Source organism: Salinicoccus sp. HZC-1, from assembly GCF_046736035.1.
Classification (GTDB): Bacteria; Bacillota; Bacilli; order Staphylococcales; family Salinicoccaceae; genus Salinicoccus.
In genome coordinates, this window is the sequence record NZ_CP177130.1 from 729,875 (window position 1) to 748,940 (window position 19,066).

Annotated in this window: 18 protein-coding genes; 14 read left to right on the forward strand and 4 right to left on the reverse strand. The window is 36.8% G+C overall.

Translation table 11 applies throughout. The features are described from left to right. The first annotated feature begins 21 nt into the window (after window positions 1-21). Together tagD and ACKRAT_RS03685 are read left to right on the forward strand one after the other, a co-directional pair. Complete coding sequence (gene tagD, locus ACKRAT_RS03680; RefSeq protein ID WP_411844406.1) at window positions 22-417, forward strand: glycerol-3-phosphate cytidylyltransferase; 396 nt, start codon at window positions 22-24, stop codon at window positions 415-417. Continuing rightward, window positions 410-1,573 carry a CDP-glycerol glycerophosphotransferase family protein gene (locus ACKRAT_RS03685; RefSeq protein ID WP_411843751.1) on the forward strand — a complete coding sequence of 388 codons (1,164 nt, stop codon included), beginning with the start codon at window positions 410-412 and terminating at the stop codon, window positions 1,571-1,573. The genes tagD and ACKRAT_RS03685 overlap by 8 nt, the downstream gene beginning before the upstream one ends. A gap of 221 nt (window positions 1,574-1,794) precedes the next feature. Here ACKRAT_RS03685 and ACKRAT_RS03690 read toward each other — a convergent pair whose 3' ends face one another. After that, window positions 1,795-4,182, reverse strand: coding sequence for a LysM peptidoglycan-binding domain-containing protein (locus tag ACKRAT_RS03690; protein ID WP_411843752.1), 2,388 nt, complete (start codon window positions 4,180-4,182; stop codon window positions 1,795-1,797). Between the two features lie 356 nt (window positions 4,183-4,538). On the opposite strand from ACKRAT_RS03690, the gene ACKRAT_RS03695 reads away from it, so the two are divergent. Together ACKRAT_RS03695 and ACKRAT_RS03700 are read left to right on the forward strand one after the other, a co-directional pair. After that, window positions 4,539-4,850 carry a hypothetical protein gene (locus ACKRAT_RS03695; protein WP_411843753.1) on the forward strand — a complete coding sequence of 104 codons (312 nt, stop codon included), beginning with the start codon at window positions 4,539-4,541 and terminating at the stop codon, window positions 4,848-4,850. 107 nt (window positions 4,851-4,957) lie between these two features. Next, the gene (locus ACKRAT_RS03700) at window positions 4,958-5,140 is read left to right on the forward strand and encodes a hypothetical protein (RefSeq protein ID WP_411843754.1); all 183 of its coding nucleotides are present in this window, start codon (window positions 4,958-4,960) and stop codon (window positions 5,138-5,140) included. A gap of 158 nt (window positions 5,141-5,298) precedes the next feature. On the opposite strand, the gene ACKRAT_RS03705 is transcribed toward ACKRAT_RS03700, so the two are convergent. From ACKRAT_RS03705 to ACKRAT_RS03715, 3 genes are all read right to left on the reverse strand, one after another. Next, on the reverse strand, window positions 5,299-5,475 hold the full coding sequence (locus ACKRAT_RS03705; protein ID WP_411843755.1) for a type II toxin-antitoxin system HicB family antitoxin: 177 nt from the start codon (window positions 5,473-5,475) through the stop codon (window positions 5,299-5,301). A gap of 103 nt (window positions 5,476-5,578) precedes the next feature. Continuing rightward, on the reverse strand, window positions 5,579-5,938 hold the full coding sequence (locus ACKRAT_RS03710) for a toxin-antitoxin system HicB family antitoxin (RefSeq protein ID WP_411843756.1): 360 nt from the start codon (window positions 5,936-5,938) through the stop codon (window positions 5,579-5,581). Between the two features lie 128 nt (window positions 5,939-6,066). Continuing rightward, a complete protein-coding gene (locus ACKRAT_RS03715) occupies window positions 6,067-7,137 on the reverse strand; it encodes a hypothetical protein (protein ID WP_411843757.1) in 1,071 nt (356 codons plus the stop codon). Between the two features lie 310 nt (window positions 7,138-7,447). On the opposite strand from ACKRAT_RS03715, the gene ACKRAT_RS03720 reads away from it, so the two are divergent. The 10 genes from ACKRAT_RS03720 (at window position 7,448) to ACKRAT_RS03765 (ending at window position 18,871) form a co-directional block, all read left to right on the forward strand. Further along, complete coding sequence (locus ACKRAT_RS03720) at window positions 7,448-8,575, forward strand: O-antigen ligase domain-containing protein (protein ID WP_411843758.1); 1,128 nt, start codon at window positions 7,448-7,450, stop codon at window positions 8,573-8,575. A 410-nt stretch (window positions 8,576-8,985) separates the two neighbouring features. Then, window positions 8,986-9,663, forward strand: a complete 678-nt coding sequence (locus ACKRAT_RS03725; protein ID WP_411843759.1) for a YveK family protein — start codon at window positions 8,986-8,988, stop codon at window positions 9,661-9,663. A gap of 15 nt (window positions 9,664-9,678) precedes the next feature. Next, window positions 9,679-10,392: a CpsD/CapB family tyrosine-protein kinase gene (locus ACKRAT_RS03730; protein ID WP_411843760.1), complete on the forward strand. Its 714-nt coding sequence runs from the start codon at window positions 9,679-9,681 to the stop codon at window positions 10,390-10,392. Next, window positions 10,392-11,180 carry a tyrosine-protein phosphatase gene (locus ACKRAT_RS03735; RefSeq protein WP_411843761.1) on the forward strand — a complete coding sequence of 263 codons (789 nt, stop codon included), beginning with the start codon at window positions 10,392-10,394 and terminating at the stop codon, window positions 11,178-11,180. Before ACKRAT_RS03730 ends, ACKRAT_RS03735 begins: the two co-directional genes overlap by 1 nt. A 20-nt stretch (window positions 11,181-11,200) precedes the next feature. Beyond that, window positions 11,201-13,006 (forward strand): polysaccharide biosynthesis protein, encoded by a 1,806-nt coding sequence (locus tag ACKRAT_RS03740; RefSeq protein WP_411843762.1) that lies wholly within the window; start codon window positions 11,201-11,203, stop codon window positions 13,004-13,006. A 289-nt stretch (window positions 13,007-13,295) separates the two neighbouring features. Next, the gene (locus ACKRAT_RS03745; protein WP_411843763.1) at window positions 13,296-14,237 is read left to right on the forward strand and encodes an O-antigen ligase family protein; all 942 of its coding nucleotides are present in this window, start codon (window positions 13,296-13,298) and stop codon (window positions 14,235-14,237) included. After that, a complete protein-coding gene (gene murJ / locus ACKRAT_RS03750; RefSeq protein ID WP_411843764.1) occupies window positions 14,227-15,711 on the forward strand; it encodes a murein biosynthesis integral membrane protein MurJ in 1,485 nt (494 codons plus the stop codon). Before ACKRAT_RS03745 ends, murJ begins: the two co-directional genes overlap by 11 nt. 34 nt (window positions 15,712-15,745) lie before the next feature. Then, entirely contained in the window at window positions 15,746-16,831 is a 1,086-nt protein-coding gene (locus tag ACKRAT_RS03755) for a glycosyltransferase (RefSeq protein WP_411843765.1), read from the forward strand. Between the two features lies 1 nt (window position 16,832). Continuing rightward, window positions 16,833-17,864: a glycosyltransferase gene (locus ACKRAT_RS03760; protein WP_411843766.1), complete on the forward strand. Its 1,032-nt coding sequence runs from the start codon at window positions 16,833-16,835 to the stop codon at window positions 17,862-17,864. Continuing rightward, entirely contained in the window at window positions 17,861-18,871 is a 1,011-nt protein-coding gene (locus tag ACKRAT_RS03765; RefSeq protein ID WP_411843767.1) for an NAD-dependent epimerase, read from the forward strand. The genes ACKRAT_RS03760 and ACKRAT_RS03765 overlap by 4 nt, the downstream gene beginning before the upstream one ends. Window positions 18,872-19,066: the final 195 nt, after the last annotated feature.

A 19,066-nucleotide genomic window follows, 5' to 3' on the forward strand; every position in this document is an offset into this window, starting at 1 on the left:
AAAGTAAGAAAAATGAAATCAATGAAAAAAGTAATCACTTATGGCACATTCGATCTCATTCATATGGGACACATCAACATCCTGCGCCGTGCGAAAGAACGTGGGGATTATCTAATCGTTGCCGTATCATCCGATGAATTTAACAGAATAAAACATAAAGAGGCATACTACTCATATGAAGACAGAAAGATGATTCTTGAAGCAATCAAATATGTCGATGAAGTCATCCCGGAACACGACTGGGGTCAGAAAGTTAAAGACGTACAAAAATATGATATCGACGTATTCGTCATGGGCGATGACTGGGAAGGCGAGTTCGACTTCCTGAAAGAATACTGTGAAGTCGTCTACCTTTCCAGAACAGAAGGGGTATCCACAACAAAGACCAAGCAAGAGCTTTCCAGTAAACATGGTTAGAGAAGCGGCAATCAATCTGTATCTGGCAATTACCGGACTGATCTTCAATATTTGCAGAGTGTTCCCGGTGCAGAAAAAGACGGTGATGATTGCATCATTCGGCGATAATATTCAATATGTTTTGGATGAAGTACATGCGCGTACTTCATCCAAAATTGTTTTATTGAAAGATTCCAAGTGCAATTACACATTCAGAAATGCAGATGACAAAAACACCATCCGTTTCATACCGGTGAACATCCCCGGCACCATCAGGGGAATCTATCACCTGGCGACCGCGGAACATGTATTCGTCGACAACTATCAGGTCGTGCTGGCTTCATGTGATTTCAAAAAAGAAACGACATGTGTCCAGCTGTGGCACGCAGACGGTGCGGTCAAATTATTCGGATTCAAAGATAAGGCGACGACCGAACGGACGGCATCCGCACAGAAGCGTTTTAAGCAGGTATACAGCAAATTTCATAAAGTGGTTGTCAGTTCGGATGATATGGGCTGGATCTTCGAAGAGGCATTCGACCTCGGCGATGAAAACCTACTCAAAACAGGCATGCCGCGGACAGACTTCTTCTTCAATGAAGCAAAGATGGACAGGGCGATGGATAAACTTCACAGGCAGATGCCCCAGCTTAAGGACAAGCAGGTCATACTGTATGCACCGACATTCAGGGAAGGGCATCTTAAAGTCGATGAAATCCGCCTGAACATCAAAAACCTCGAGAATAGTTTATCAGAAGACTATCATCTTCTGCTGAGACTCCATCCCGCCGTCAAATTCGATGGCAAGTGGGACAGTGAATTCGTCACCGATGTATCACAGGGACAGGACATTTTTGAACTGCTCGCAGTTACAGACATTCTTGTTACGGATTATTCATCGATTCCGTTCGAATTCTCAATACTCGGTAAACCGATGATATTCTATCCGTATGATCTGGAAGAGTATAAGGACACACGCGGCATATGGTTCGATTACGAAACGTTCGTACCGGGTCCTGTCGTATATTCATCTACAGAGATGATCGACATCATCAAAACTGAAGAGTACAGACTGGAGAAAGTCCTGCTTTTCGATGAAACATGGAACAAATACGCAGACGGCAGAGCAACAGAAAAGCTGGTAAGCACTTTATACAAGGATGCAGCAGGGAGATAATCCCTGCTGTATTTTTTTGTAATAGAGGACGTTATCCGGACATCGTCCGTCTTACGAAGTCCAGATAATGCTCTTTATGGACATGGCCATCTTCAACGGTGTCTACATAACTCTAGATATGGACGTCGTCAGTTTTATGGCATCAGTAGATTCATTAAATTGAAAAATAAACCGAACAAAAAGGGATTCACAATCGTGAATCCCTTTAAATATGTCTGATATTAGTGGATGAAGTTATGTTTCGGTACTTCATATGCATTGATTGTTCTCATTGTCTTTTGACCCGGACCGCCGCTCCAGTTCATTTCTGAAATCAGTATTGATCCGTCAGCATTGACCTTTTCAACAACACCAGCGTGTCCTGCACCCCATGCATTATTCGTCCATGCATTGGATTGGATGATTGCTCCGACAGAAGGGGAGTTGTTTACTGACAGACCCTGGCTTCTGGCAGCACTTGCCCAGTTGGAAGCATTGCCCCAGGAATTGCCGACAGGTTTGCCCATCTGCTTACGGCGCTCAAATGCATACCATGTGCAATCACCGTCAGTGTACCAGTTCGTACCGTATGAAGCAGATCCATTGGAAGGGGCAGGTGCTTGTGCTTTTTCCTTTTCAGCTGCCGCTTTCTCCGCCGCTGCCTGTTCTGCTGCTTTTTCTTCAGCGATTCTTTGCGCTTCTGCCTCTGCAGCCGCTTGGCGTTCGGCTTCAGCTTCTTGAGCCGCCTGACGTTCAGCAGCCGCCTGTTCCTCGGCTTCTTTCTGCGCCGCAGCTTCTTGAGCTGCCTGGCGTTCAGCCGCAGCCTGTTTTTCGTCTTCTTTCTGTGCTTCAGCTTCTTGAGCTGCCTGGCGTTCAGCCGACGCCTGTTCTTCTGCTTCTTTCCTCTGTGCTTCAGCTTGTTCAGCGGCCTGACGTTCAGCTGCCGCCTGTTCCTCGGCTTCTTTCTGTGCCGCAGCTTCTTGAGCAGCCTGACGTTCAGCCGCTGCCTGTTCCTCGGCTTCTTTCTGTGCTGCAGCTTCTTGAGCTGCCTGACGTTCAGCTGCTGCCTGTTCCTCGGCTTCTCTCTGTGCCGCAGCTTCTTGAGCAGCCTGACGTTCAGCCGCTGCCTGTTCTTCAGCCTCTTTCTGTGCCTCAGCTTCTTGAGCTGCCTGGCGTTCAGCCGCAGCCTGTTGCTCCTCGGCTTCTTTCTGTGCCGCAGCTTCTTGAGCTGCCTGACGTTCAGCCGCTGCTTGTTCCTCGGCTTCTTTCTGTGCTGCTGCCTCAGATGCTTCCTGCTCTTCAGTGTTGGTGTCTTCAACTGGAGGTGCCTCTTGAGTTACTTCTTCTTCAACAGGAGTCGTCTTTTCAGTATCTTCTTCTTCAATACTCTCTTCAACTGGAGCTGTCTCTTCAGTAACTTCCTCTTCGATACTTTCCTCTGCAGGAGTAACTTCTTCTTGGACAACTTCCTCAGTAGATTCTTCTTGAACTGCCGGTTCTTGTTCAACAGTTTCCTCTTCCTCTTCGGCAGGAGGTGCTGTTTCTTCAGTGGCTTCCTCTTGAACGTTTTCTTCGACCGCAACTGCTTCCTCAGTCACTTCTTCTTCGACGCTTTCTTCAACAGGAGCAATTTCTTCAGTAGATTCTTCCGTTGTAGCCTCTTCCTCGGCAGCAGGTGCTTGTTCCTGAGTAACTTCTTCTTGAACGGCTTCTTCAGTTACCTCTTCTGCAGTCTCTTCCTCGACAACCGGTTCAGCTTCCACAACTTCCTCAGTAGCTTCTTCTACAACAGGCGCCTGTTCTACAGTTTCTTCAGCTGCAGGCTGTTCTTCAACGACGTCTTCCTGAACTTCCTCTTCAACTGCAGGTGCCTCTTCGACAACTTCCTGCGCTTCTGCAACAGGCTCTGTCTCTTCGACTTCAGCCGGCTCAGTTTCAACTACCGGAGCTTCAACCGCCGGTTCTTCCTCAACTTCTTCCACAGCCGTGTCAGCATTGACATTCAATACTTGTGCCGGATAGATGATATGGCTTGTAATATTGTTGATTTCCATCAATGTACGGTAGCTCATGCCATATTGGCTGGCAACACCGCTTAATGTATCTCCGGGCTTGACTGTATATGAGTCGGCATTCGTTTCAACCGTTTCTGTCTCTTCGACTGCCGCAGATGCTTCATCGGCTTCTGGCTCTTCAACATCCGTTTGCTCTTCAACTTCAACCGGTGCTGTTTCCTGCTCAGGAGCGGCTTCTTTCTCGCCGTTTCCGATAGTCAGCTCCTGGTTGACCAGGATAAGGTCGGAAGATAGATTATTCCATTCCTTCAACTCATCTACTGTAACGTTGTGTCTTAGAGAAATGCCCCATAGAGTATCTCCAGCCTTTACTTTATATGTAGTGGCTGCTTCGTTTTCGGTTTCGCCTAGTTCAAGTTTCTGATTCACTAAAATTAAATCTGAAGTGAGAGTGTTGTACGACTTTAGCTGATCTACCGTCAGGTTATGATCATTTCCGATTTTCCAAAGGGAGTCTCCGGCCTTGATTGTATAACTTGCTGCTGATGCATCATTAGATAACGCGTATGCTGAAATTGCCGCTGTTGCCGTTAATGCAGTAACTAATTTTTTCATAGATGGTATTGTCCCCCAGATCTTTTTGTTTAATGTTGAACTATTTTCAGTTTTCAAATTACTATAACAAATCATATACTAACAAAGATTGTGACGGATTTTCGAAATGTAACATAAATGTAATATAATTAAAATACTATAGTTATATAAAGAAAGAAAATTTACCAAATATAAATGATCCTTAACAAAAGGTGACACGCCCTGCCATATTAAAATGACGCCGGAGGGGTGTTCACCGCCGGTGAAAATTCATATCAATCATGCTTCGTTTGACGCACAATATACTATTAATACCACTGTTAAAAGTCTCTAAAAAATGCTGTAATAAATGCATTAGATGATATGGAGATGAGTATATGAAAATCATGAATGTACCTATGAAATCTGTTTCTGATATTAAACGTTCGCCGATGCGTATATTTGAGAGGGCAAAAGAAAGTAACAATGGTATCTATATCCTCAATAGGAATCAAGTGGTAGGGGTTGTCCTGACCAGGAATCAATATGAATCTATATATAACGAAATGGAAAGTCTATACGATAAGATTGATGAACTCACTGTAAGAGAACGCTTAGCAGATAACAACCGTGAAACGATCCCTGTAAATGATGTGATCAGCTTTGATTTGAACGATGTCAAAGCAGACGAAAATGACGGTTGGGAATAATGTACGGGATTGTATTGAATCAGTTTTCCTAAAAGGAGTATGACAAACTGGATAGCAGTCAGAAGATATTCGTAACCAAAGGTTTGAAACGGATTAAAGAGCGTGGTATGGATGCAGAGCAGCCACTGCATGGTCAGCTGAAACATTGCAGGAAACTGAAAAATAAGCGATTGGGTTTACGTATTGTGTTTACAGAAGCTGAAGAGAACATCGAAGTGATTGCGACAGGGAAGCGGTCGGATAAAGAAGTATACGAAAACGCAATAAACAGATTGAAGAGTGACGAATAGAAAACCGTTCTTATGTGTTTAAGTATAAAGGCCGGGTAAGTTGCCGAAAACAGACACTCCCCCTATAGGTTAGTTTTTCAATCTAACTTACAGGGGGAGTGTTTATCGATATACCTAAACAATTTTATTTTAAATTATTCGATGGTTGGTGCTCTTCATTACTTCGGCAGAGGAATCTTAAACCTATTCCCAAGCATCTTTTCAAACCAGGTTTCTTTAGCTGCATTTAAATCCTCGATAGATTCTTCCAATGTATCACCTATACCTTCAAGACCTTTTAGCTCTTCGAAGTAGGCAACAAAATATTCAGAAGCATCAACATCCTGTTTAGGCATGACATTCAACTTATAATTCAGAGTCACATAATCGTTTATCGTCCCTATAGTTAATCACTTCCTCAATGTATTGATCAGTGGAGATAACTTAACTAATTTCCACTCATTTACTCAGCTTATTAATCAGATATTGATTTAAAGAAACGCCTTCTAACTTAGCAGCCTGACTGAGATTCCTATGCAGACTTTTTGGCATGCGTATTCTTAGGTTTCCGCTATACTGCTCATCTCCAATGGGATCTGGAATAGTCTCGCCATCCTCGAGCATACTCTCGATAAATCCTTCCAATACTTCATAAATGGCTTTATGGGCTTCTTCCTGAGTTTCTCCAGTTGCGATACAGCCATCGAACTCTAATACTCTGGCAGCGTAATAATGTTCTGCTTTATCTTGTACAGATTTGACGATTACATTGTAAGGACGGTTCAGATATTCTTTTAAATTGTTTTCTGTAATAGCCATGGCAGTCTCCTTAACCCCTTTAGTCTATGGTACCACCCATAACACCATTCGAAACGATATCATTTGCCTCTATACAAAAACCTCCGTCCTAGAAACGCATCTCTAAGACGGAGGCAACCACGCATACTCTACATCAATTTTTTCTTCGTAAACTTATTCTGTATCCATCTGACCGTCAGCATGATGCCCATCAGAATACCGACATAGCCAAGCAATGGATAGACAAGGTTCACCAGGTCGACGAATCCGACAAGGCTGAGTATATACCCGACAATCAAAGCGATGACCAACGCCACTTTGTATTTCCGGCTGTAAGGCACCCAGAAGCGGCTCAGAAACGGGTACAGCATGCCGACAGCCGTGTTATAGATGATCAGCAGCATGACAATCGTCAATAACAGATGCAGAATCGGATGAATCTCATAGGCGAGCAGCAGCGTCGGCAGATCCGCCTGGCTTGTCACATCGAACTTCGCAACCAGCCCCGCATTCATCAGCATCATCAATACGAGCAGAATCACACCACCGTACATGCCGCCGCGCCGTGCAATTTTATGTGTGGATTGTGCACCGACGATGGACAGAATACTGAACGCCATCGCGAGCACGATGCCGCTGTACGTCAATGCCTCGAGCCACCATATGCCTGTGGGCGTCTTGCTGAGGTCGGCAATCTCATTAATTTCACTGTAAGAAACGGTCGGCGTGAAAAAGCTGTAGATCGCAATAATTGCGACGATCACAATCAGGAACGGCGTTACGATACCCAGTGCCGTCAGAATCTTATCGAATCCCATCGATAGTGTAATCATCACTGCAAACATCATGAGCAGGGAACCGAGCCACGCTGGAACCCCGAAGCTCTCCTCGAATGCAGAGCCGCCGCCGGCAAGCATGATGATCATTACACCATACAGGAAGAATATCAGCACATAGTCGACGATCTTGCCCAGCCGTTCCCCGAATAATACATTAATCGGTTCAAGATGCGATTCCGCATCCAGCACATTCCCGAGTTTTGACGCCTGCCGTCCCAAAAACATGATGACGAGGGCAGAAAGCAACACTGCTGCATAACTCATCGTTCCAAAGTTACTGAAAAACTGTAAAATCTCCTGGCCTGTTGAGAAGCCCGCACCGAGGACCACCCCGACGTAGGCAAAACCAATTTTGATAGAATCCTGTTGTCCTTTACTCAAACAATCAACTCCGAATTTATAGTGTGTTCATTAACAGTAAGTAAGTATTTGATGCACTGCGAAAAAGTTTTGAACCCAGATGGGAGGCAAGGGCAATTAAAAGAGGGAAGCGTGGCATATAGGGGAATTGGGGCAAAGACCATCATTTGAAAAATAATTCACATTCCCTCATTTAACCACAATGACGGGCTTCTGTCAAAGTGGAGGAGTAAAATGACACGATGGTTTCATCATACTATAACATATATATACAAGCTTTTTACGAACTGCCGTGGTATCATAACTTCTTAACATGGGAGGAGTTGAGACGATGGATATACAATGGATGAGACAGAAAATTTTAAGTCATGAAGGCCTAATATTTACTTTAATATTCACTTTGATTTTCATACTGACCAATCTGGTAATGATAGATTTCAAAAATATGCAGAGACTAGTATCAAACATGGATCCGTTCACTATCCTGATTCTTGCGGGAATAATTGCTTATCTATATAAAAACTCGCAAGTCACATTCAATAAAATAAAAGTCTTATTCCTCTTCGTTTGGGGTTTGTATGTAATCTCTATTTTTGCCAGCATGCTCATAGCGGATCATTTCGTGTGGACGGAGGCCATCGTCTGGATACTCCTGACGCTGATGTTCCTGTATAAAATCCCCATGGAACTGATTCTGTACATGACGACTGCGGCATTGTTGAGTCTGCCGTCGCTGCTCCTTTCAGACATCACATTGAACGAATCCGGCGCAACACTTGTACTGATCTATACGGCAGGACTGATCTTCATGCCGAAGACAAATAAGACGATGTTGTTTTATGTACTGCCAACATTCGCATTACTGCTTCTGATTACAACGAGCAGAACCGCAATTGCGGTGTATCTGTTCGTTACAGTAGTTCAGTTTGCATATATCAATCTATATAAAACGGATAGGAGGCAGAGGAAAACATTCCTGATTACCATGGGAGCGTTACTGATGGCACCTATCCTCATTTTCTTTAAACCGATATATAATTTCTTCATTAATGATAGTATCAACTCTAAAGGAATCGATCTGAACGAACTGACATCCGGAAGATATGGACCATGGAAAACTGTATATGATAACAAGCAGTGGTTGGGGGAAGGGCATGACTATGTTGATTTTACAGAACTGCTGCATGTCCATAATGTCCTGTTCGACACGCTGGGCAGATATGGCATCATAACAGCTGTATTGTTTATAGTATTATTGTTAATGATATTTTTAATATCAATCGTTTCGATAAAAACTTTCAATCTTGCGCTCTTCGTATCAGCATTCCTGATGATCGGTATATTTGAATACAGCTATCTGTTTATGTTCGTATACTTCTCACCGGTCATTCTGTTTTTTGTCATCACCGGTTTCCTGATTAATAAAAACATCAATCCAAAAGATTTCAGGCATACATAGTCTGGAATCTTTTTTGTGTTGTAAATAAACTATTAATATTATGTAAAAGTATTGTAAATTATTTGTTTCATAAATTCGCTAAAACCTTGAAACTATAAGAAAATTAGTACTATGTTTTGCTTCACATAGATATGCATTTTAAGCAGTGATTCTAATCACGAAAATCCCAGATAAACATTGATATTATGGTATTCTATGCTGATTTGTAATGGGAGATTTCTGAATACTATAGTATCCTTCAAAGGTGTAAAAGAATACGATATGACTACGTTTTAAATTATGGTAATTTCATAAAAAGCAACAAAATGTTTGCAGATGTCTATGTATTTAACGTATTAAGAATGATATAATCCAATAGTATTACACTTACATATAGTAATTCATAATTATATAAGCATGGAGGATGACGCATGGAAGAGACGTTGAATCTGGAAGACATTCTGGATGTAATCAAGAGAAACTTGATTATGATTATCAGTCTTACATTATTATTCGGGGCACTCGCTGCATTTGCGACTGCATTTTTAATGACACCACAGTATGAAGCGAAAACACAGATTCTGGTCAGCCAGGCGCAGGAGAGTGACGCGGCAGTGAACAACCAGAACATACAGGCAAGCCTGCAGTTAATTAATACATATAGGGACATCATTAAAAGTCCGACAGTTTTGGACGATGTGGTAGCCAACCTTGATCTTGAACAGACGACTTCTGCATTATCAAATCAAATCGCAGTGAGCAACCAAGATCAGTCCCAGGTCGTTACAGTGACGGTGACGGATGAAGTGGCAGAAAATGGAGAAATCATCGCCAATGAAGTGGCAACGGTTTTCCAGGAGAAAGTGGCAGATGTGATGAGCGTGGATAACGTCTCCATACTTGCGCCGGCAGATATTGGTGAAAATCCATCACCGGTTTCTCCGCAGCCTCTGATTAATATCGCAATCGGATTGATCCTCGGTGCATTACTCGGACTCGGCATCGCATTCTTAAGAGCATTTTTGGATAAGCGTGTGACAACGGAAGAGGAAATGCAAAAATATCTTGATTTGCCTGTACTTGGTACAGTGGCGAAATTCGATAAGTAGGGAGGAGGACATACTATGTTTGGTAAAAAAAATAAGCATTTGAATTATACATCGGGACCAAGGGATTTGATTGTTTCAAAAGAACCAAAGTCTCCGATTAGTGAGCAGTACAGAACAATCCGGACGAATATCACATATTCGAGTGTCGATACACCGATAAAATCAGTATTGTTTACATCTGCCACACCGAGCGCGGGTAAATCGACAACCGCAGCAAATGTTGCGATTGCTTATGCGCAGTCAGGGAAAAGAACATTACTGCTTGATGCGGATTTGAGAAGACCGACGACACATTACACATTTGAATTGAACAATCAAAGAGGCCTTTCCAACGCAATCGTGAATGATATGCCGCTTGAGAGTATTATCCGAGAAACAGATATTGAGAATCTGGATGTTGTCACATCCGGACCGGTGCCACCGAATCCATCGGAATTGATTGCATCCAACAAAATGGCTCAGTTTTTCAAAACCGTAACGATGCAGTATGACATGGTAATTGTGGACTCTCCGCCAATACTTGCAGTGACGGATGGACAGTTGTTGAGCAAAGTGGTGGATGGAACAATTTTAGTGACGAACGTAGAGTCAAACAATAGAGACAGTCTGACACATGCGAAGGACCTGCTTGAAAAGGCTAATGCGAACCTTATTGGTGTGGTCATGAACAACAAGAAATTAAAGAACAGCAAAGATAGCTACTATTACTACTATGGGAATGAAAAATAATGATAGATATCCATAATCATGTTCTGATCGGTGTTGACGATGGACCGCAAAGTGAAGAAGAAGCGACAAACTTGCTGAAACAGGCCATAGAAAATGGAATTACCGACATCATTGTAACCCCACATCACTATAGTGGGGATTTCATTAACCTTAAAAGTAAAATAATGGAGAAAATGGAAGAGATAACTTACATCATTAAAAAACATCATTTGGACATCAAATTGTATCCGGGTCAGGAAATCAGAATCAATGGTGACTTGGTGAATGAGCTTGAGTCCGGTGTCAATCTTCCTCTCAATCAAACACAGTATGTTTTGGTTGAATTTTCTTTTACAGAAATTGTGAGTTACGCAGAAAACTTGTTTTTTGATCTCCAAATGAAGGGTTATACGCCGGTCATTGCCCATCCGGAAAGATGCCGGCCGATGGCTAAAGATCCGAATAAGCTGTATGAGTTGATAGAAAAAGGTGCGATTGGGCAACTTACAGCAGGATCAGTATGCGGTGCTTTAGGGGAAGGAATGCAAGAAACAAGTTTGAAGATGATAGAACATAATCTGGTTCATGTCGTTGCGAGTGATGCTCACCATTCGACGATGAGACCATTCATGCTGAAAGAAGCATATCAGGTTATCGAAGAGAGACTAGGAGCAGAGTATGTGGAATACTTGAACCAAAATGCTGAGGCGATATTGAATAACAAAGAGGTCAAAGTAAGGTCGCCGAAGCAGATTGAAACAAAAAATAAGGGTGCTAAAAAGAAGAAGAAATTCTTTGGGTTATTTTAAAGGAAAGAAGTGTGTTGTTTATGGGAGCGAAAAAACGATATTTTCTCCTGCTTTTTGTAGATTCATTAATTGTTACATTTTCAGTGTTTGCAGGATATTATATCCTGGCACCATTTTTTCTACAGTATACATGGCCGACACTTGTTATTACTGCACTAATATTGCTAATCAGTCACCATTTATTCGCTTATATATTTAATCTTTATCATCGAGCTTGGGAATATGCGAGTGTGAGAGAACTGATTTCGATTACTCAGGCGGTCACTGCATCTATCGTTACTACATACATATTAAACATGCTTTTATTTCAGACGACATTTACTCGCCTGATGCTTATCACTTGGATGATGCATTTGATTTTTATTGGAGGGTCCAGGCTTTCCTGGAGAATGATGAGAAAACAGATTATCGGTAAAAATGCAAAAAATTTAAGACATAAGAAAACATTAATTGTCGGTGCAGGAAAAGGCGGCTTTCTCTTGATTAAACAGATTATAGACACACCAATTATGGAAATGAATCCGATTGTCGCAGTGGATGATGATTTGACAAAACAAAAGATGGAACTGGCAGGTAGAGTGAAGGTCGAAGGAACAAGAGATGATATTCAAAGATTGATTGAGAAATATAGTATTGAGAAAGTGGTAATCGCGATTCCCTCGCTTTCAAAAACAGAGCTGAACGAAATTCATTCTACCGCTAACCATGAAGGTGTTGAAGTTTTAACTATGCCGAATATTGATGATGTTATGTCTGGTAGGGTAGAAGTCAACTCACTAAAAAAAGTAGAGGTAGAAGATCTCTTGGGAAGAGAGCCTGTTAAACTGGACTCAGAAGGAATTGAAGAACAGGTTAGAGATAAAACAATCCTTGTTACTGGTGCTGGAGGAAGTATTGGATCAGAGATTGTAAGACAAATTTCTAAATTTCAGCCACGTGAAATAATTCTTTTGGGACATGGCGAAAATAGTATTTATAATATTCTTGAAGAGATTTCTTTGCTAAAAATAAATATAGAGTATATCCCTATCATTGCGGATGTTCAGGATAGAGAAAGAATGTTTGAAGTCCTTGAAATATATAAGCCAAATATTGTATACCATGCTGCAGCTCATAAGCATGTGCCACTGATGGAGTCTAATCCAAAAGAAGCAGTAAAGAACAATATAATTGGTACAAAAAATACAGCAGAAGCAGCATGCGAGTATAAAGCAGAAAAATTCGTGCTCATTTCCACGGACAAAGCAGTCAATCCACCGAATGTCATGGGAGCAACGAAAAGAGTGGCAGAAATGATAGTTCAGGAGTTGAATAGAGAATATAAGGATACAACGTTGGTAGCTGTTAGATTTGGAAATGTACTTGGCAGTCGAGGATCAGTAATTCCTAAATTTAGAAAACAGATAGAAGCAGGTGGTCCAATTACTGTAACTGATGAAAGAATGACAAGGTATTTCATGACTGTCCCAGAAGCTTCGAGATTAGTAATTCAAGCAGGAACTTTAGCTAAAGGTGGGGAAGTATTTGTTTTGGATATGGGAGAACCAGTAAAAATAGTGGATTTGGCTAAGAATATGATTAAGTTGAGTGGTTATTCAAAAGAAGAAATAGGTTTAGAATTCAGTGGGATCAGACCTGGTGAGAAATTATATGAAGAATTACTAAATGAAAATGAAGTTCATCCTGAGCAGATTTATGAAAAAATTTATATTGGAAGAACAAGAAGTGAGTACAACTTGGGAGAAATAACCAATCTGATAGAAAAGAAAAAATATAAATCTTTATCTAATTTAGGAAAGAGTCGAAATAATGATACAAACTCTTGATAGGCTTATTAAAATAATTGTTATTTTGTCTATAGTGTTTTCATGTATAATAAATGAATTCTATTATCTATCTCTCGGTCTATTATTTATTATTTTATTATTATATTTTAAGAGTTTTAAATCCATATATTATATTATATTTTTTATGATAATTTCAGGAAATGGTGTTTATATTTTTAATACTTTAAAATTACCATTACCTTTATTGTTATTAACAGTCATATTCTTAATATGTTCTATATCTTTTTTTAATTATAAATTAACGTATAGTAGTTTCAAGCTAATTATTATGTTAAGTGGGTTTTTTGGTATCTATTTAATATTTGGAAGTGTAAATGGGGATTATTTTGATATTATAAATATGTTTTATTATTTTTCTTGTGCATTTATTTTTGTTTTAGCTTTAGCAGGTAATATCTCAAACACGAATATGAAAAATATTCAATTCACAACTATATTGAGCTTAATATTTACTAGTTTAATAAGTATTAATGACTGGATCTTCAGTCATTCAATGGTTACAGCAGATAATTACTTTTATAGAGCAGAAGGCATATACGATAACCCTAATTTATTAGCTCAAAACCTTTTATTATTACTTCCGATAGCTTTTAATTATATAAAAAAACAAAAATTTTATAGCTTTATTGCCATCTCATTATTTATTATTACATTAATAATTAGCCAATCTAGAGGAACTATATTAACGAGCTTAATCATATTAATATTGTTTTTATTTGGTGATAAATATTTTTCTAACAGATTAAAATGGCCATTAAGCATTTTTATTTTAGTGATTGCTTATATGATTTTAATTAATTTGGGTGATGATTATTTAATTCGTTTCAAACTTACTGATGATTTTTCAAATTTAAGAGTAGAAGCGTTATTACTCGGAATAAAAAGTTTTTCAACATCTTTATTTGGTATAGGAATAGGGAATACATCTGAAAATTTACTTTCTTTATCCTCGCATAATATATATATTCATATATTGTCTGAAATTGGAGTTGTAGGGCTTTTCATACTTTTGATAATACTTTTTTGGCTACTGAAAACATGGATTAGAGCTATTATAAGAGATTTGAAGTTTACTTATTATTTAATTCCTATAATTTTAATGACAGGATTCTTCACACATAATTTATTAACTAATTTAGTTTTCTACCTTATTCTTACTATTATAGTATTTGAAAACAGTACTTTAAAGGAAGTAGAAAATGAAAAATAAAAAAAATATTATTTTTGTCATTATTCTAGCGGCCATGGCAAAAGGGATAGGATTACTTAGAGATATTGTTATTACACATCAAATAGGTTTCAATTACATTACAGATGCAATATTCGTTGTACTACCTTTGATTTTACTCCTGTTTTCAGTATTTAACACTGTAATTAAAACAGCCTTCAGACCTCTTTTTGCAGCAAAATATCTTGAAGAACCAATGAAAGCTATACATGAATTTAAAATCATCAGAAATAGTATGGTAATCATACTATCGATTATCATTCTATTTATCTTCCTATTTCCTGGTTTAATAATTAATTTATTAGTCCCTGGATTAGATAGTCAAAGTAAAGTAGTATCTATTAGTCTTTTGCAATACTCTATAATATCCCTGATTTTTATTGGTCTAGCAAATATTTACAATGGGTTTCTTCAATCGATGCAAGTATATGGTAGTGAACAATTTGTAAGTTTGATAAACAATACAATATTCATAATCATATTATTTGTGATGTATGACAGTTATGGAATCTCAGCAGTGGCAATAGCGATTATTATTGGCTCTGTAATGCAATATATTTACATGAAAATTCGTTTTGAACTTAAAACAGTAAAATCAGAAAAAAATTTGAAAATTGATTTGAAAAGTTTATCGCATTTCTTTATTGAGAATCGTTTAATAATTTACGGGGGCACTATTTCTCAACTTACTGTTATTATTGACAAATTTTGTGCGTCATTTTTTGAAGTTGGATCTATTTCTGCATTACATTATGCAAACATCTTGAAAAATTTACCAATCACTATAGTACTCATGATTGTGACGAATATATACTTCACTAATCTTTCTATAGATTTCAAAAAAGATAAAGAAAGGTTTTATAAAAGTGTAGTTAAACAATCAGAGATGTTATTAATATTTATAATACCAGTAGTTATATTCTTCATAGTAAATGCAGAATATATTGTAGATATTCTTTTTAATAGAGGCGATTTTGACCCTACAGGTGTCGTCATGATTTCAAATGCATTGATTGCTTATACCTTTGTATTATTATTTTGGAGTTTCAAGGAAGTATTTACCAAAGCTTTTTATGCAGCTAATAATCGATTAATACCATTTTTAATTTCTATAAATTCATTGTTATTAAATTTCATATTAAATTTAATTTTAGGCTATTATTTGTCATATATTGGTATTGCTTTAGCAACATCAATATCTACACTAGTTAATGGAATATTAATTGCTGTATTATTTAACATTAAAATAAAGAGAATCATTTGTAAGGCTCAATTCGTCTTTATTATAAAAATATTTACAATAGGAATAATTATTTTCCTGATAATAAATTATTTCAACTCTATTTTAGATTTTCGTATTTATATTAATTTAATTTTAAATAGTTTTATACTGTTTTTAACTTATGGAATATCTATATTAGCTTTTAAAATTAATAAAGGAAGTGTGAAAAATTAATATTACAATGATCATAAATAGTTTTTATCCTTTAATGGGAGGAGCAGAAAAACAGGCAGAAAGATTATCTGAGGAATTACTTAAAAATAAAGAAATCAATCAAATCAATATTATAACTAGACATTATTCAGGACTAAAAAGAAAAGAAAATTATAAAGGGATGGAAATTACTAGATTATCTGCTATTGGACCAGGAAAACTTAAACCTCTAACTTTCCTTATATCTTGTTTCTTTTATTTATTAATAAACCATAAGAAAATTGATATCTTTCATGCTCACTCACTTAGTTTTGGAGGATTTTCAGCGTCTCTTTTTGGAAGAATATTCAGAAAACCATCTATCTCAAAGATAGCAGGTGGAGGAAGCCCATTAGGTTGCGAAGCTGTAAATATGTATGATAAGGGGGGCTTTGCTCGATGGAGGTTGAATTTTCTAAAGAAAAATATTGATAAAGTAATAGCTATAAGTGACGATATTCAAAAAGATTTGCTTAAATTGGGTTTTGAACAAAAGAAAATAGTAAAAATTAATAATGGTATAAAATTTAATGAATCTGAAAATAAAAATATAGATATTATAGAAATGTCTAAAAATTATCAAGTTTTTTGTTATGCAGGAAGATTTGAAAAAATTAAAGGGATAGATATTTTACTGAAATCTTGGTATAAAACTTCGAGAAGTTTTAGAAATAAAAGCAGGTTAATAATTATAGGTAAAGGCTCAATAAATATTGACTCTCAAATTAGAGATAGTAGTGTTATTAATATTGGTTATGTAAATAACACTGAAGAATATTTAATCGAGCATAATACTTTCATTTTACCTTCAAGGTATGAAGGTATTTCTAACGCTCTATTAGAAGCAATTAAAAATAAATGTTTAATCATAGCTTCTAATGTTGGTGGAAATAAAGATATTATAGAACATAAAAATAATGGTTTACTATTTGAAAAGGAAAACGTTAATGATCTAACTAATAAAATTGAATTGGTCGATGAAATTGAAGAAGTGATAAAGTCAGATATGATAAAAAAAGGATACACTGGTATTAATAAAAATTATAATTTAAAAAGCATTGCGAACTCTTATGCAGCACTTTATAAGGAGTTGATTAATTAACATGAAGATTGTACATATTACTCCTTCATTGGCTGGTGGTGGCGCTGAAAGGATGATTAGTAAAATAAGTGAATACGATGATAAAAATGAACATGTAATCATTACATTATTGGATATGGAACAACATTACGAGATTAAAGAATCGAATATAATTGCCCTAAAAGCAAAAAAAAATATATTTAGTAAAATATTATTAATTACTCGATTAAAAAAAAATTTAAAAAAATTAGATCCGGATATTGTTCAAACATGGTTGAAAGCTAATTTTTATGTTCCTTTTTTAAAAGGATTCTCAGATATTAAAATTATTTCTAGTTTTAGGAATGGTTATAACGGTTATAGTAATAAATTCATGATTTTTTGGTATAATAAATTATTAAATATTTTTGAGGGGCATATATTTGTTTCGAACTCAGCACTTAATGAAAGATTAAAAGTAGGATTAATATTTAATAATAGTACTGTAATTACCAATGGTTTTGAAATTCCAGATTACAATAAAATCATTAAGAACAATACCTTAGTAATTGGTCATATGGGTAGATTTCATAAGGTTAAAAATCAACAATTGATAATTGACATTTTTAAAGAGTTTTCTATTGAAAAAGAAACTGAATTAGTATTAGCGGGAAAAAATCTTAGTGAAAACTTGAATTTTACAGGAATACCATTAAATAAGCTGAAATTGATGGGAGAGATTAAAAACATTGATGAATTTTATAAAGAAATAGATGTATTTATATTGACATCGGATAGCGAAGGATTTCCAAATGTTGTTGGTGAGGCGATGAGTTACGGAATACCAGTCATCTCTACAAATGCAGGAGATAGTCATAAAATTATTGGAACCAGTGGTTTTCCTATTTTTAAAAAAGAAGAAATATTTGAAATTCTTGAAATGATTTATGAGGACAGAGAGATATTAAAAAACAAAAGCTTATTATCTAGAAATAAAATTAAAAATGAGTATTCCTTGCTTGAAATTATACATCAATATCAAGAATACTATAGACATATAGGAGGAAAAAAATGAAAATATTAATTACTGGCACAGCAGGTTTCATAGGATCTCACTTGGCAAAAAGACTGGTGGATAATAATTATGAAGTCATAGGAATCGACAACATGAATAATTATTATTCTACACAGTTAAAAAAGGATAGATTAAGTATATTACTTAAAAACCAAATCAAAAACTATAATATTAATCTAGAGGACTCAGAAAAAGTAATGTCTGTTTTTGAAAAGGAAAAGCCTAACGTGGTGATAAATTTGGCAGCGCAAGCTGGTGTGAGATATAGTCTTGAAAATCCACATGCATATATAACAAGTAATATAAATGGTTTTACAAATATTTTAGAAGGATGCAGACATCACAGTGTAGAAAATTTAATATACGCTTCATCGAGTTCAGTTTATGGAGCTAATACAACTAAACCTTTTTCTACATCGGATAACATAGATCATCCTTTGAGTCTCTATGCCGCAACTAAAAAATCCAATGAATTAATGGCTCATACTTATAGTCATTTATATGATCTTCCTACAACTGGATTGAGATTTTTTACCGTTTATGGTCCTTGGGGAAGACCAGATATGGCATTATTTAAGTTTACAAAAGCAATTGTAAATAATGAATCTATTGATGTTTATAACCATGGAAATATGATGAGAGATTTTACTTATGTCAATGATATTGTTGAGTCAATAGTAAGATTGGTGGAAAAGCCTGCTATACCAAACCCCAAATGGTCAGGTGATAATCCAGATCCAAGCTCTAGCTATTCCCCTTATAAAATATATAATATTGGTAATAATTCGCCTGTAAAATTGATGGAATTTATTGAAGCAATAGAAAAAAGGGTAGGAAGAATAGCTAAAAAAAATTATATGGAACTGCAAGCAGGGGATGTGCCAGAAACATATGCAAACGTGGAAGATTTATTTGAAGATATCGATTTCAAACCTGATACTAAAATTCAAGAAGGTGTCGACGCTTTTGTAGATTGGTACCTTGATTATTACAAAATTAGATTATGACATGAAAGAGAAATTAGATGGTTAGAAAATAGTATAAGTAGACTTTGAACACATTAGCTTACCTATATTAATTGATCTTAATAAATCTTGTAGTGTTACGGGGCTTGATACTAATTGTGTTCTCAACACCAGGTTCTGTATTATCACTGTAATCCTGCGCTAAAAATTTAAAAACTAATTGATTTTTATTAATCA

Bases quoted from the DNA above. Each gene is read 5' to 3' on its own strand.
- murJ (WP_411843764.1), top strand. From the start codon at position 14,227: ATGAAAAATAAAAAAAATATTATTTTTGTCATTATTCTAGCGGCCATG.
- ACKRAT_RS03690 (WP_411843752.1), bottom strand. From the start codon at position 4,182: ATGAAAAAATTAGTTACTGCATTAACGGCAACAGCGGCAATTTCAGCA.
- tagD (WP_411844406.1), top strand. From the start codon at position 22: ATGAAAAAAGTAATCACTTATGGCACATTCGATCTCATTCATATGGGA.
- ACKRAT_RS03760 (WP_411843766.1), top strand. From the start codon at position 16,833: ATGAAGATTGTACATATTACTCCTTCATTGGCTGGTGGTGGCGCTGAA.
- ACKRAT_RS03685 (WP_411843751.1), top strand. From the start codon at position 410: ATGGTTAGAGAAGCGGCAATCAATCTGTATCTGGCAATTACCGGACTG.
- ACKRAT_RS03740 (WP_411843762.1), top strand. From the start codon at position 11,201: ATGGGAGCGAAAAAACGATATTTTCTCCTGCTTTTTGTAGATTCATTA.
- ACKRAT_RS03745 (WP_411843763.1), top strand. From the start codon at position 13,296: ATGTTAAGTGGGTTTTTTGGTATCTATTTAATATTTGGAAGTGTAAAT.
- ACKRAT_RS03710 (WP_411843756.1), bottom strand. From the start codon at position 5,938: ATGGCTATTACAGAAAACAATTTAAAAGAATATCTGAACCGTCCTTAC.
- ACKRAT_RS03755 (WP_411843765.1), top strand. From the start codon at position 15,746: ATGGGAGGAGCAGAAAAACAGGCAGAAAGATTATCTGAGGAATTACTT.
- ACKRAT_RS03720 (WP_411843758.1), top strand. From the start codon at position 7,448: ATGGATATACAATGGATGAGACAGAAAATTTTAAGTCATGAAGGCCTA.
- ACKRAT_RS03700 (WP_411843754.1), top strand. From the start codon at position 4,958: ATGGATGCAGAGCAGCCACTGCATGGTCAGCTGAAACATTGCAGGAAA.
- ACKRAT_RS03725 (WP_411843759.1), top strand. From the start codon at position 8,986: ATGGAAGAGACGTTGAATCTGGAAGACATTCTGGATGTAATCAAGAGA.
- ACKRAT_RS03695 (WP_411843753.1), top strand. From the start codon at position 4,539: ATGAAAATCATGAATGTACCTATGAAATCTGTTTCTGATATTAAACGT.
- ACKRAT_RS03765 (WP_411843767.1), top strand. From the start codon at position 17,861: ATGAAAATATTAATTACTGGCACAGCAGGTTTCATAGGATCTCACTTG.
- ACKRAT_RS03705 (WP_411843755.1), bottom strand. From the start codon at position 5,475: ATGCCTAAACAGGATGTTGATGCTTCTGAATATTTTGTTGCCTACTTC.
- ACKRAT_RS03735 (WP_411843761.1), top strand. From the start codon at position 10,392: ATGATAGATATCCATAATCATGTTCTGATCGGTGTTGACGATGGACCG.
- ACKRAT_RS03730 (WP_411843760.1), top strand. From the start codon at position 9,679: ATGTTTGGTAAAAAAAATAAGCATTTGAATTATACATCGGGACCAAGG.